12 protein-coding genes are annotated in these 13,520 nt (G+C 27.8%); 7 read left to right on the top strand and 5 right to left on the bottom strand.

Going from position 1 to position 13,520, the window contains the following annotated elements:
• The 4 genes from KGF48_RS16500 to KGF48_RS16485 all read left to right on the top strand — a co-directional run.
• Nucleotides 1-840: helix-turn-helix domain-containing protein (locus KGF48_RS16500; RefSeq protein ID WP_227868275.1), on the top strand; the 840-nt coding region annotated here is incomplete at its 5' end.
• 36 nt (nucleotides 841-876) lie between these two features.
• The gene (locus KGF48_RS16495) at nucleotides 877-1,575 is read left to right on the top strand and encodes a transglutaminase-like domain-containing protein (RefSeq protein WP_227868274.1); all 699 of its coding nucleotides are present in this window, start codon (nucleotides 877-879) and stop codon (nucleotides 1,573-1,575) included.
• A 146-nt stretch (nucleotides 1,576-1,721) separates the two neighbouring features.
• Nucleotides 1,722-2,873, top strand: coding sequence for an AI-2E family transporter (locus KGF48_RS16490; RefSeq protein WP_413894819.1), 1,152 nt, complete (start codon nucleotides 1,722-1,724; stop codon nucleotides 2,871-2,873).
• Nucleotides 2,874-3,025: 152 nt separating this feature from the next.
• Nucleotides 3,026-3,382: a hypothetical protein gene (locus KGF48_RS16485; RefSeq protein ID WP_227840802.1), complete on the top strand. Its 357-nt coding sequence runs from the start codon at nucleotides 3,026-3,028 to the stop codon at nucleotides 3,380-3,382.
• A gap of 101 nt (nucleotides 3,383-3,483) precedes the next feature.
• Here KGF48_RS16485 and eam read toward each other — a convergent pair whose 3' ends face one another.
• Nucleotides 3,484-4,752, bottom strand: coding sequence for a glutamate 2,3-aminomutase (gene eam, locus KGF48_RS16480; protein ID WP_227868273.1), 1,269 nt, complete (start codon nucleotides 4,750-4,752; stop codon nucleotides 3,484-3,486).
• Nucleotides 4,753-5,131: 379 nt separating this feature from the next.
• The gene (locus KGF48_RS16475) at nucleotides 5,132-6,535 is read right to left on the bottom strand and encodes a PLP-dependent aminotransferase family protein (RefSeq protein ID WP_227868272.1); all 1,404 of its coding nucleotides are present in this window, start codon (nucleotides 6,533-6,535) and stop codon (nucleotides 5,132-5,134) included.
• Nucleotides 6,536-6,903: 368 nt separating this feature from the next.
• Here KGF48_RS16475 and KGF48_RS20745 point away from each other — a divergent pair, with 368 nt between their 5' ends.
• On the top strand, nucleotides 6,904-7,350 hold the full coding sequence (locus KGF48_RS20745) for an aspartate/glutamate racemase family protein (RefSeq protein WP_413894818.1): 447 nt from the start codon (nucleotides 6,904-6,906) through the stop codon (nucleotides 7,348-7,350).
• A gap of 151 nt (nucleotides 7,351-7,501) precedes the next feature.
• Here KGF48_RS20745 and KGF48_RS16465 read toward each other — a convergent pair whose 3' ends face one another.
• Entirely contained in the window at nucleotides 7,502-9,043 is a 1,542-nt protein-coding gene (locus tag KGF48_RS16465) for a hypothetical protein (protein ID WP_227840798.1), read from the bottom strand.
• A gap of 274 nt (nucleotides 9,044-9,317) precedes the next feature.
• On the opposite strand from KGF48_RS16465, the gene KGF48_RS16460 reads away from it, so the two are divergent.
• Nucleotides 9,318-10,367, top strand: a complete 1,050-nt coding sequence (locus KGF48_RS16460) for a PTS sugar transporter subunit IIC (RefSeq protein ID WP_227840797.1) — start codon at nucleotides 9,318-9,320, stop codon at nucleotides 10,365-10,367.
• Nucleotides 10,368-10,417: 50 nt separating this feature from the next.
• Here KGF48_RS16460 and KGF48_RS16455 read toward each other — a convergent pair whose 3' ends face one another.
• Nucleotides 10,418-11,452, bottom strand: coding sequence for a DUF6398 domain-containing protein (locus tag KGF48_RS16455; protein WP_227868271.1), 1,035 nt, complete (start codon nucleotides 11,450-11,452; stop codon nucleotides 10,418-10,420).
• Nucleotides 11,453-11,469: 17 nt separating this feature from the next.
• On the bottom strand, nucleotides 11,470-11,817 hold the full coding sequence (locus KGF48_RS16450; protein WP_227840795.1) for a cupin domain-containing protein: 348 nt from the start codon (nucleotides 11,815-11,817) through the stop codon (nucleotides 11,470-11,472).
• Nucleotides 11,818-12,072: 255 nt separating this feature from the next.
• Between KGF48_RS16450 and KGF48_RS16445 the strand changes: the two genes are divergently transcribed.
• Nucleotides 12,073-13,455 (top strand): peptide MFS transporter, encoded by a 1,383-nt coding sequence (locus KGF48_RS16445; protein ID WP_227840794.1) that lies wholly within the window; start codon nucleotides 12,073-12,075, stop codon nucleotides 13,453-13,455.
• Nucleotides 13,456-13,520 lie beyond the last annotated feature (65 nt).

The following is a 13,520-nucleotide window of genomic DNA, read 5'->3' as shown; positions in this document are numbered from 1 at the left end:
CTGAAAAATACTGTACATTTAACCTGTATTTCCTCAATAAGAAAAATGTTTGGAGGTAATTTTATTAATTATATAATTATGTCAAATAATCATATTTCTTCGTTTACAAATTCTATTCAATCAAAGAAGCATAAACATTGGATGTTACAATTGTTTATAGGAATTGAAGATAATTTAAATATAACTATAGATGGCAATGATATAGAAGGTAAATGCATTATTGTAGATAGTAATATAGAACATTGTTTTTCAACAGGAGAAGAAGTATGTTTTACTATGTTAATTGAACCAACATCATCACTTGCATTAAGTCTTAAATCAAAATATATTGACAAAATTAAGGGTTATGGAATTATAGATATTCATAATACTAAACATATACAAGAAAAATATTTTAACTTTTTAAAAAATCATGATAAAGAAGGTTATTTAAATTTTACAAATTCTGTGTTCAAATATCTTAATGTTGATCAAGACAATTACACAATAGTTGATAAAAGAATTCATAAAATAATGCAAAGACTTAATGAGTGTGACTGTCATAATCATTCTATAAAAAATATTTCTGATATGGTCTTTCTTTCGCCAAGTAGACTGTCCCATATATTCAAAGAACAAACAGGAATGCCATTAAAAAGTTACATTCTCCTACATAAAATTCAAAAAGCATATTTTTTACTTTTATCTGGTAAATACTCTATAACTGATGCTGCTATGATGGCAGGTTTTGACAGTGCTTCACATCTAGCATACACCAACAAATGTATGACTGGTATGAATATTTCTGGCATATTAAAAAACAGCAAGTTTTTGAAAGTTTCAAATTACTCTAAGGTATAAAATATAGTTACACTAGATAAGGGAGAATTCTATTTTATGAAAAGATATTTATCAGAAAGTACATTATTAGACTTTAGAGCAAAAAATATTCAAGAACTTATTAGCAAACATAATTGGAATCAATTAGATAATTTTAATAAAATCAAACAAATTTATAACTTTATTAGAGATGACATCAACTTTGGTTTCAATGCAAGTGACAATATATCCGCAAGTAAAATACTAAAAGATGGATATGGACAATGTAATACAAAAACTATACTTGCTATGGCACTTTTAAGAGGAGTTGACATTCCATGTAGGATTCATGGTTTTACTCTAGACAAAAGAGTTCAATTAGAACTCTTAGGAATTATTTACAAAATTGCACCTACAGAAATCATTCACACATGGACAGAAGTATACTATGAAAAGCAATGGTATAAATTAGAAGGTCTTATTTTAGACAAAAATTATCTTACAAGTATTCAGCAGAAATACAATAACTGTCAAGGCTCATTTTATGGATGGGGTATTGCCACTAAAGATTTTCAAAATCCTCAAATATCTTGGAATGTAAATCATACATTTATTCAAAAAGAAGGAATAATTGATGATTTGGGAATCTTTGATACTCCAGATGATTTTTTTAATAAATATAGTCAAAAGATAGGATGGTATAAAAATTTTTTATATAAACATGTTGGAAGGCACTATATAAATAGAAATGTACAGAGAATTAGAAACGAATTGTAATTATTTATATTTGTAATATGTAAATTTAAGAAAATAAAAATAATATTTAGATAAAACTTTCAATATATTGTACACTTATCAAATTTCATATTAATCATACTATATTAATACTACTTTTTATTGTATAATAAGCTATAAATATTAACTTGATTTTAAATTTAACTAAATCTAAACTTAATAAATATAAGAAAGGTTGTGTTGTTTTGCAGGATAAAAAAATTTATTTAAATATTGTACTTACTGTAGTTATTTCATATATTTTGATTAAAGTTATTGATAATTACAAATATTTTTTTGGAGTAATAAGTTTGCTGATGTCATTACTAACTCCATTTATAATAGCATTTGTATTAGCATATGTATTTAATCCACTAGTAAAATTTTTGGAAAATAAACTTAATTTTAAAAGGATATATTCTTTACTTCTTACTTATGGTGTACTAATAGTTATACTAGTATCTTTTATACTATTTACAGTTCCCTCAATAGTAAATAGTTTAGCTGACTTAGTAACTCAAGTTCCTATATATATAGATAAAACGGAACAATTCTTATTTGATTTAGGCAAAAGTTTGCAATCAGTAGACCCTAATACATTAAAAGAATACGGTGATAAAATTATGAGTGTAATGCCTAAGTTTAGTAACTTACTTATTGGTTCACTTGGAGGAATATTTAGTACTACCTTCTCTGTTGGAAAATTTATAGTACAATTCCTTTTAGGTTTTATAATTTGTTTCTATCTATTATTAGAAAAAGAAAAGTTCTTATCATTTACAAAAAAAGTTGTTTATATTTCTTTAGGTAAAAAATATGGAGACTTTATAATAGAATTGTGTCAAAGTTTGAACTTAAATATTGGTAAATACTTTACAGGTAAGATTTTAGATTCTTTTATAGTTGGACTACTTTCTGGAATTGGTCTATACTTTTTAAAGTCTGAATATGCACTATTGTTTGGTACACTAATGGGTATTATGAATATGGTTCCATACTTTGGTCCAGTAATAGGTATGACACCAGTTGTAGTAATTAACTTATTCTACAATCCTACAACTGCGTTAACTTGCTTGATTTACTTAATAATAATTCAACAAGTTGAAGTTACATTTATAGAACCAAAAATCGTAGGTGGACAACTAGGTCTTAGTCCATTTTTTACAATACTAGCAGTTACTGTTGGTGGAGGATTTTTTGGAATACCTGGTATGATTTTATCAGCTCCTGTTATGGGCGTTATAAAAATATATTTTTGTGAATTTGTTAATCGTAGACATGATAAAATACAAATGGAATAAAAATACAATTTAATTACGATTTTGTAATCAAAGGTTACAGCTGTGTAACTGTAATATTATCCTCTTTAATGGTAATATTTAATTATAGAAAACATATAATATTATTAAGTAATAAATATCTTATATAATTAATTACGAAAGAGGGTTTTAGTATGAAAAAAGCACTTATATCTTTATTAGTTTTATCTTGTTTGTTATTAACTGCACCAGTAAATGAATCTTCTTATGCTGATTCTCAAAAGAATGTTCCTGTAAGTCAAGATACTAAATTGACTCAAGAACAAGCTAAAGAACTTTTAGTAAAATACAACAATAAAGTTGATTACATATATCAAGGAAATGCTAGCGATTTTGAAGCATTAAAAGCTAAAAATCTTAATGGATATGTATTTTTACCAGATGCAGATGGTGACATTGGTTACTTTGTAAATGAAAATACTTCTGAGATATATTACTTCCATCCAAGTGGATACCTTGAATTGGTTAATCAACAACAAAATAATAAATAAAATAAATAACTAATATAAAAATGGATGCAAATTGATATAAATTTAGCATCCATTTTATTTTTATTTTAAAGTTGTTTCTTTTTGTATATTTAAATATTTTATTAATCCTGCGCTTGCTCTTTTATAAGTTTCTTTATATCTACAGCTGGTTCATCTTCCATTTTTATAACTTTTCCTTCCCATGTTCTAAGCATCACATAATCTGTTCCTTTTGATACAAGATATTGTGGAAGTAATGGAGTCTTACCGCCTCCTTTTGGAGCATTAACTATATATGTTGGTATTGCCATTCCAGATGTATATCCTCTTAGATATTCCATTATTTCAAGACCATCATCTACTGATGTATTGAAATGTTTTGTTCCTTTTACATGTTTGCTTTGGAATATATAGTAAGGTTTCACTCTTATTTTAAGCAATTCTTGATTTAAACATCTCATTACAAATTTATCATTATTTATACCATTTAATAACACTGCTTGATTTCCTAATGGTACACCTGCATTTGCTAATTTTTCACATGCCTCTTTAGATTCTTTAGTTATTTCCATTGGATGATTAAAATGTGTATTTATATATATAGGATGATATTTTTTTAGCATATTACAAAAATCATCTGTAACTCTTTGTGGCATTGTAACAAGAGTTCTAGTTCCTAATCTAACATAATCAACATGCGGTATTTCTTTAAGTTGGCTAAGAATCCATTCTAAATAATCATCTTTTAATGTAAGAGTATCTCCACCAGTTACTAATACATCTCTTATTTCTTCATTTTCTCTAATATAGTCTATAGATTCTTGTATAACAGCTTTTGACTTATGAGAATCTTGTTGACCAATATTTCTTCTTCTTTGGCAATGTCTACAATACATAGCACATTCATTTGTTACATTTATTATTAATCTATCTGGATATCTTCTAGTTATACATCCTGCTGGATTTGTATACTCTTCTCCCATTGGGTCTAAATCATCTTGTTCATCTTCCAATTCTATATGTGTTGGTATAGAAAGTAATTTTATAGGGTCACATATATCATCTGGGTCTATCAAACTCAGATAATATGGAGATATTGCCCATCTAAATTGAGTACCAACTTCTTCTATATATTCTTTTTCTTTTTTAGTTAGATTAATAATCTTTGATAAAGTATCTATATCTGTGATTCTATTTGATAATTGCCATTTGTAATTATTCCAGTCTTCTTCTGTTCCATTTAATATGCTTAATATCTTTTGTTTTCGTTTATTTATCTCTTCTTCTTTTTCAAGACCTCTGTTAATTGTTTTCCTAGCCTGAATATAATCATCAATTTTTGATTTTAGTTCAGCAGCTCTCTCTAAGGATATTCTAGTTTGTTCATTCATAATTTTTAGCTACCAAAATTAATTAATTTCCATTATTGATAGCATCCTCCTTTCTGGTGTGTTTATATCATTCTGATAGGCAAATTTAATTTTGCCATATAGATTTTATAACATATGAAATTGATTTTATTTTTGCATTTTTTCTGTTATTTTATACATTTATGAATATTTTCCCACTATCGTCAATAAATTACAATTTATTATGCATTTTTTTTAACAAATGATTAATTATTTCTATTTTTAAGAATTATTTTACCATAAAATGATTATATTTTCAAGATGATTAAAGTTAAAATTTTAATAGAAAGTAAAGTATTTCATCAAATAATAAAAGCGGAGGTTTATTATAATAAATTTCTCCGCATTTTTATTTATTTAATTAAATTATAGGAAAATCGCTCTGATTTTTAAGAAGTGACTTTATTGTATTCAACCCTTTCTCTAATTCTTCTACATCTTTTGGAGCTGTTACACAAATACGAACAGCTTTTGGCACAATAGAATTACCAACTGAAAAACGTTCAGCACAATATACCTGAACACCTAAATTTTTTGCATATATCTCAAATGAGTTTCCATCCCATCCATCTGGAAGAATCAGCCAACGAAAACTACAATTTTTATCGCCAATTAAATTATAATCAGATAAAATCTTATTAGCAGCTTCATTTCTTTTTATAATTTCATCTTTTCTTTCTTCAATAATCTTATTTATAATAGGAGAATGCAGTAAACGATGTACTATTTCTGCATTAAATGGGGAAACCATCAAATTCATATTATATAATGCATTTTCTAGACTTCCTATATAACGTTTTGGAGCAACTACAAACGCTACTCTAAGCCCAGCACAGATAAATTTAGATGTACTAAAAATATATATAGTATTATTACTAGCTAAAGAAAATACTGGAGCTTGTAAATCCGGTTTAAAAATGCTATTTATAGCATCTTCAATAATTATGATATTATACTTTTTTGCTATCTCTGCTATTTTCTTACGTGATAAGTTAGACATAGAATGTGTTGTTGGATTATGATAATCTGGAATGATATATATACCTTTTATGTTTTCATTTTTACAATAATTTTCAAGAGACTCGATTGACATTTCATTATTCTCTTGGGGAATTGGAACTAATTGAATACCTATCATTTTAGCTATTGACTTGATTCCAGAAAAACTCAATGAATCTGTTGCAATTCTATCTCCAGCCTTAAATAACCCTAATAAAGTAGCGCATATAGCATTTTGTCCACCTGTAGATAAAAGTACATTTTCTTCTTTAGTATATATATTATTTCTTTCTAACCATTTTGCAATTGATTTTTTTTGCATGTGTGTACCTGATGGAGACATATATTGAAGAAATTTTTCCATTTCTGGTTGTTTTAATACATTTTTAATAAAATTGATAATATATGTATTTTGTTCATAAGGAGGATGTACTGTACCAAGTTCAATTATACCTTTTGATTCTGTTTGATAAAGCAATGTATTGCTTACATTTACATCAGAAGAAACAAAGGTCCCTTTTCCTACTTTTGCACATATTAATCCTTTTTCTTCACAAAGTTTAAATGCCCGTGTTATTGTACTTAAATTTAAATCAAGAAAATCTGCTAATTCTCGTTGTGGAGGTAATTTATCTCCAGGATTTAAATTTCCTTTTTCAATGTCTTCTTCTAACAATATTGCTAAAGTTTTATATATTGGTGGTTTTCGATTGTTTAATTGTGGTTTCCATGTCATTGGATAATTTTCAAATGAATTTATTGGCATATAATTACTCCTTTTAAAGATAATTGTCCTCCATACAATTTTATCATTGTATGCTTATATTTTAGATGCTATACTTGTATTTGTAAATAGCTATTACAAAATAAATAGAATGAAAAGGTGATGAATATGAAGACTATAGGCTTAATCGGGGGAATGAGTTGGGAGAGCACCATTACATATTATCAAGTTATAAATACAGTAATCAAGGAAAAATTAGGAGGATTACATTCTTCTAAATGTATACTTTATAGTGTAGATTTTCAAGAAATTGAAGAATGTCAATCTAGCGGAAATTGGGAAAAAAGTGCCAAAATCTTATCTGATGCTGCAATTAATTTACAAACTTTATTGTTATATGTACTAATACTATGCATAAGGTTGCACATAAAATTCAACAAAATATATCTATTCCACTTTTACACATCGCAAATGTGACTGCTGATGAGTTAAAAGAAAAGAAAATCAAAAAGGTAGCTTTATTGGGTACTAAGTATACAATGGAACAAGATTTTTATAAAAATATAATTATAAATAGTGGAATTGAGGTTTTAATACCAAATGAAGAAGAACGTTCAATAGTAAATAACACTATATTCAATGAGCTTTGCTTAGGAATTGTATCTAAATCCTCTAAAAAATCTTTTTTATCTATTATAGATAAACTTGTTAACCAAGGAGCAGAAGGCGTTATCTTAGGATGTACAGAAATAGGTCTTCTAATTCAGCAAAATGATACTTCTGTTCCACTATTTGATACAACTCTAATACATGCAACACAGGCAGCATTAGATTCAATTGTAGATGATATTAACTAGCAATAAATATTTTTTACACTAAAAATTTAACACCAGTATGTTTCAATAAAATAAAAAGGATAGTATGATTACCCCCATACTATCCTCTTCTTATAATGATTTAATTTCTCAATAAATCATAAATTTAACACTTCTAAATTTTTGTATAAATTTATCTTACATTTATAACATCGCTATTTTTAGAATTTTGTCCATCGTAATTTGCAACTACATAGATATCTAAATTTAAATCTCCTTCAGGAATACTTATAGTATGTTCATTCCCTTGTATGTCACTTTGATACAAAGTAAACTCACCATCTCCATTAGTATTATTTTTTACATATATACTATAGGTACATTCTTTATGAGATACACTACTCCAGTTAACTCTAATAACATTATTATCTCTGTCAACATTAGCTGATATATTTTCAACCTTCATGTTTTGTATGCTATCATTATTATCTGAGTTGCCATTACCATTCACATTAGTAATGTTTATTACATTACTTGGCTTAGTTGTATCTGAGTCTTTCTTACCTAGAACATAAATATCATAATCTATACTCTGACTATCTTTTACATCAATTTCTATAGTAGCATATATCTTTTGGGATTTACCTAAATCACTCTCATTTATAGTTATAGATTTAATTTTCTTAAATGATTCTCCTGATAATTTGTCTTTAAGATATATATCATAGTCAAAAACGTCTTTCATATAATCCCATTCAAGTTTAATAATAACTTTGTTATTTACTATTTTATGTGAACCTACTAAATTTTGTATATAGTCATTAGTTATAGTTTCTTTGACTACTGTTACAGTTATTATCTTAGACTTATCTCCACAAGTTATCCTTACTCTTTCTTTACCTTCTCTAAGACCTACTACACTTCCATCACTACTTAGACTTATAGCTCTTTCTACAGGTAATTTTGAATCCGCCAACTCATAGTGTATTTTTGGTGGTTCTAATCCTGGTGGAGAAGTTATTATATCTGGTTTTAGTTTCTCATTTTGGTCAACTTCTATTTTTATATTATTCATATTTATCTCAGCAACTATAGCTTGAATTCTAAAAGTTCTCTCAACTTCTTTGTTTCCACACTTAGCATATATTACAGCTTTTCCAACTCCAACTGCACTTACTTTGTTTCCTTTAATTTTTAAAACATCTTCGTTGCTACTTTTGTAAATTGGTTTATATGATTTTTTAAACTTCTCATAGTCAACCTCTATTGTACTCTCTATAGTGGCACTATCACCAACATGTTTTAACTCTCCATTAATTTCCATATCTAAAGATTCTACTTCTGGGTCTACTACTTTTATAGTAGCTTTTTTTAGTACTCTCGAATTTTTCATAATACCAACAGAAGAATACCCAACCTTTAATGCTGTCATCTTATTTCCTTCTATTTTTAGAGTCCCTGAATTATCTAAAACATTAAACCAAATATTTGGATCTTTAGCATATGAAGGAACTTTAATATATTCACCAGTAGACAAGGTAACTGTTTCGTTTAATTTTACTACATATTTATCTATATCTTTAACATATTCCCCATCTACAATTTCAATTTCTACTCCTTTTACCATTGGTCTAAATATTCCAAATTTAAAAAGGTAGTACTGCGCAACAAGCAATATAGGAATAGATATAATTATGGCAATTTTTCTGTATTTCTTATTTTCTACAAATCTCATCTATCCACTTCCTTTTAGCCTAGTATATGATCATTTGTTTTGTAAGCAATCTACCTAAGTTAAATATTGGGATAAACTGGAAAATTATTATATTTCAGAATATCCCTATACTAATTATAAACCATAAATTTAAAATTTAAAACTAAATTTACTGTTATTTTATTGCTATTAAAATACTTTTAAATTAGTGAAATAACATTTGTCTTGTCAGCTGAAAAGTTATATAATTAATTAAAAAGAAATTATATTTGTATTATATGAGGAGGATTTTAAATTGGAAATCAATTGCAAAAAAAGAAATTTTAAATCATTTGCTAAAAGCAAAAATATTGAAATTTCTGTTCAAAGGTATCTTATTGACGCATTAAGTTATATGGCACTCGGCCTTTTTTCTTCCCTTTTAATTGGAACAATTTTTAACACATTAGGAGATAACTTTAACATATCTCTTTTTACTGAAGTTATAAGCCCACTCGCTAAGCAAGTTACAGGTCCAGCTATTGCAGTAGCTATTGCATATGGACTTCAAGCTCCTCCCCTTGTACTATTTTCTTGTGCACTTGTTGGTGCTTGTGGTAATGAATTAGGAGGACCTGTTGGTGCATTTGTCGCTACACTTTTTGCGGTAGAAATTGGAAAATTAGTTTCAAAAGAAACAAAGGTAGACATATTAGTTACACCTGCTGTAACAATATTAATAGGAGTACTTGTGGCAGAACTTATTGGACCAGCAGTTTCTGCATTTATGACTTCATTTGGAAACATAATAATGCAAGCAACAACTATGCAACCTATAATAATGGGAGCTATTGTCTCTGCACTTGTTGGAATAGCTCTTACACTACCCATAAGTAGTGCAGCTATTTGTATGATGTTAAGTTTGGGAGGGCTTGCTGGTGGAGCAGCAACTGTCGGTTGTTGTTGCCAAATGATAGGTTTTGCTGTTATGAGTTTTAGAGAAAATGGAGTAGGAGGTCTTGTAGCTCAAGGACTTGGTACATCCATGCTCCAAGTTCCCAATATAATAAAAAACTGGAAAATTTGGATACCACCTACAATAGCTTCAATAATACTTGGCCCATTATCTACAACAATATTTAAAATGGAAAATATACCTATTGGCTCTGGTATGGGAACTTGTGGATTAGTTGGACAATTTGGAACAGTAACTGCCATGCAAAGTGCTGGAAAAGGTGGCATAACTATGTGGGTTGGTATACTTTTACTTAACTTTATACTTCCTGCTATTGTAACTCTAATAATATCAGAATTTATGAGAAAAAAAGGTATGATAAAACCAGGCGATTTAAAATTAGACGTATAAATAAAAAAACTACTCCTTACTTTTTTATAAGTAATAAGGAGTAGTTCTTTTTATGAAAATTCCAACATTTTTTTCAATAACCAATCCATAGAACCTTTAACTTCATTCCAAAGTACTATATTTTCATCATAGTAATAGACAGCTTCTCCCTTTTCTTCTGCTGTAACAAACTCTCTACCAAAGGCATTTCGCCAATCTATTAAATATAATCCAATATATTTGTTTTTATTTTTAGCATTTTTAATAGCATCACTTGCTAAAAACATATTTTTATTTTTAAAATAATAAAGAGCTTTGCTATACATCCATGTAGCAGACTTTTCTTCTTTATACATTTCAAATAAATTATTTATTGCTGTTCTATCATTTAACCTAATTAATACATTGAGCAATTTATACCTTATTCCTTGCTCATCATCAGGATTGATTTCTATTAAATACTCTAATACCTTTCTAGCTTCTTTTAAATTATCAATACTCTCTAACTTCCTAGCAAGAGACTCAAGTGCTACCATATAAGCTCTAGTAGATATACCTTTCCAAAATCCAAGTTGTCTATCTTCTTTAGTAATCATGCTTTTCCCAATATTTACAGCTTCTTCCATATACCTAATTGACTCAATATGGTTTTTAGCTTCTTGTGATAGTTTAATATATCTTTTATAAAGTATTTTTTTCTTTTCTAACTCTAAATCTATGGCTTTGGATTTAGAATTACTCTCTCTTACCCAAAACTCAATATTAGAGATAGCAATAGTATCTTGATTTAAAAAGTCAATATTACAGACTTCCTTTATCAATGATGATTTATTGTTTATAGTGTTTAAAGAAACACCTATTTGTTTTGAAAATTCCTTTTTGGTTATATGTAATGGATGCTTCTTATTATATAAGAGATTTTGCTCCAAAACTATGTTTAGTATAGCTGAAGACCATATATCAGCTCTAGAAGAATGAATTATCTCTTTATTATTACCTAAAAGGTCTTGCAAGATTTTAAAACTTATATCTTTATATTCTTGATTTAAATTGGAGTTGCAAAATCTATTTATCTTGTCTTTAATTTCTTCTATCTTGCTTGTCATGACTCCTCCTCCATATTTTACACATATAAAACTACTGCTACAAATTCAAGTTCTTCTTCCCCTACATTCTCTATAGAATGTTCTTCCCCATCAGCAGTATATATTACATCACCTTCATTTACTTCTACAAATTCCCCATTATCAAAAACTTTACCTTTCCCCTTTAATATATAATATACCTCAAAATCAGTTGTATGGTCATGCACACCAATTGAACTTCCTACTGGTAAAGTTATCCTTTTAAATAATCTTCCTTTTCCTTTAAGCTCATCAATTTGTAATATATTTTCAAGCTTAACTTTTCCAACACCACCAGTTAAATTTTCTTTTACTTCTACTTGTAATTCAGATTTCTTTCTTATCATAGCTCATCCCACCTGCCAAACAATCAATCTAACTACTAAATTGGCATATCCTTTCCATAATATGTTGTATTTTAATATAATAATAACATATATTCTTATAAAAAAATATTATTGAATCTATAAAATAATACTATTTTTACATATTATTAGGGCTTTATTTTTTTATGCCATAAGTTGACGTCTTTATAAAAAAAACATATACTCATATAGTATGGGAAAATTTTGTTAAATTATTGGTCTGGAGGTTCTCAACATATGTCAGTTTTAAAAACTCAAGAAAAACTTAAACAGCCTAAGGATTTATATTTTTGTTGTTCAATATTTACATTTGTAGGACTTGCATACTATGGTATGAAATTAGTACTCTTATTATTTTTGGCTGAACAAGTATCTAAAGGTGGTTTAGGGTTAACACCAGCAGAATCTGCATCAATGCTTGCATCTTTCTTAGCATGGACTTATTTTTCTCCGGTTATTGGTGGATGGGTTAGTGATAGATTTTTAGGTCCAAAAAATTGTATTATGCTTGGAATGATAATGGTTTCAATTGGTTACTTTTTAGGATATCTGGCAAATAGCAAAATGGATGTAAATGTCATGATATTCTTGTCTGGATTAGGAATAGGTTTTTATAAGGGAAACTTACATACCTTAGTTGGAAACTTATATACTAATGATGACCCAAGAAAAGATGGCGCTTTTTCTATTACATATATGTCTACTAATCTGGGAACATTATTTGGCCCTTTAATCTGTGGTTTGGTCGCTAATGAATGGTTTGCTATGAAAAATGGTACTTCTATAAATATGTATGGTTACAGATATGTATTTTTATTTGCTTCAATTACTGTTTTAATAGGTTTGTTATTCTTTATATTTGGTCACAAAAAATTTTATAAATCTTCAAGTAATGAATTTAGTAGTCGAAAAGAAACTATAAAGAAATCATTAGAATATAAGAAATTACTTGCTTCAAAACCATTAACTTCAGTTGAGAAAAAAAGAATAATAGTAATATTAATATTAGCTTTTTTTACAGTATTCTTTTGGATAGCATATAACCAGGCTTCTATGTCTATAGCTTTGTATACAAAAGAACACATAAATCTGACTGTTGGTAATTTTCAAATACCAACCTCATGGATAGATTCATATAATGGTCTTCTATGCGTCATCCTTGGTCCTATATCTGCTCTAATCTGGGTAAAATTATCTCAGACTAAAAAAGGTGATTTAAGTGTACCTTCAAAAATGAGTCTAGGATTTATACTATTAGCTGTGGCATTTTTATTTATGATAGTCGCAGTTATACAAACAGGAACTGACCCTAATTCACTTCAGAAAGCAAGTGTATTTTGGGTAATTGGATTTTTAACATTCCAAAGTATAGGAGAGATTTGTTTTTCTCCAGTTGGATATGGCATGGTAAATAAACTTTCACCAGAAAAATATATTTCATTCCTAATGGGTGTTTGGTTCTTAGGTAAATTTGCAGCAAATAAATTGTCTGGTTATACACAGGCTATTATAGACCATCTTGGTATGTTACAAGTATTTATAGTAATCCCTTCATTCTTATTGCTATTTGGAATTATATTACTTATAATGAATAAAAAACTTGTAGAATTATCAAAGTAAAAACTATATTTAAGTTTAATAGATAAGATATCAAAAATCGAGGCATTAAAATGCCTCGATTTATT

The organism is Clostridioides sp. ZZV15-6388, from assembly GCF_020657755.1.
Lineage (GTDB): Bacteria > Bacillota > Clostridia > Peptostreptococcales > Peptostreptococcaceae > Clostridioides.
Note: the sequence above shows the minus strand (reverse complement) of the source record. Positions and strands in the feature narration are given on the sequence as shown.

Bases quoted from the DNA above. Each gene is read 5' to 3' on its own strand.
- KGF48_RS16495 (WP_227868274.1), top strand. From the start codon at position 877: ATGAAAAGATATTTATCAGAAAGTACATTATTAGACTTTAGAGCAAAA.
- KGF48_RS16485 (WP_227840802.1), top strand. From the start codon at position 3,026: ATGAAAAAAGCACTTATATCTTTATTAGTTTTATCTTGTTTGTTATTA.
- eam (WP_227868273.1), bottom strand. From the start codon at position 4,752: ATGAATGAACAAACTAGAATATCCTTAGAGAGAGCTGCTGAACTAAAA.
- KGF48_RS16475 (WP_227868272.1), bottom strand. From the start codon at position 6,535: ATGCCAATAAATTCATTTGAAAATTATCCAATGACATGGAAACCACAA.
- KGF48_RS20745 (WP_413894818.1), top strand. From the start codon at position 6,904: ATGCATAAGGTTGCACATAAAATTCAACAAAATATATCTATTCCACTT.
- KGF48_RS16465 (WP_227840798.1), bottom strand. From the start codon at position 9,043: ATGAGATTTGTAGAAAATAAGAAATACAGAAAAATTGCCATAATTATA.
- KGF48_RS16455 (WP_227868271.1), bottom strand. From the start codon at position 11,452: ATGACAAGCAAGATAGAAGAAATTAAAGACAAGATAAATAGATTTTGC.
- KGF48_RS16450 (WP_227840795.1), bottom strand. From the start codon at position 11,817: ATGATAAGAAAGAAATCTGAATTACAAGTAGAAGTAAAAGAAAATTTA.
- KGF48_RS16445 (WP_227840794.1), top strand. From the start codon at position 12,073: ATGTCAGTTTTAAAAACTCAAGAAAAACTTAAACAGCCTAAGGATTTA.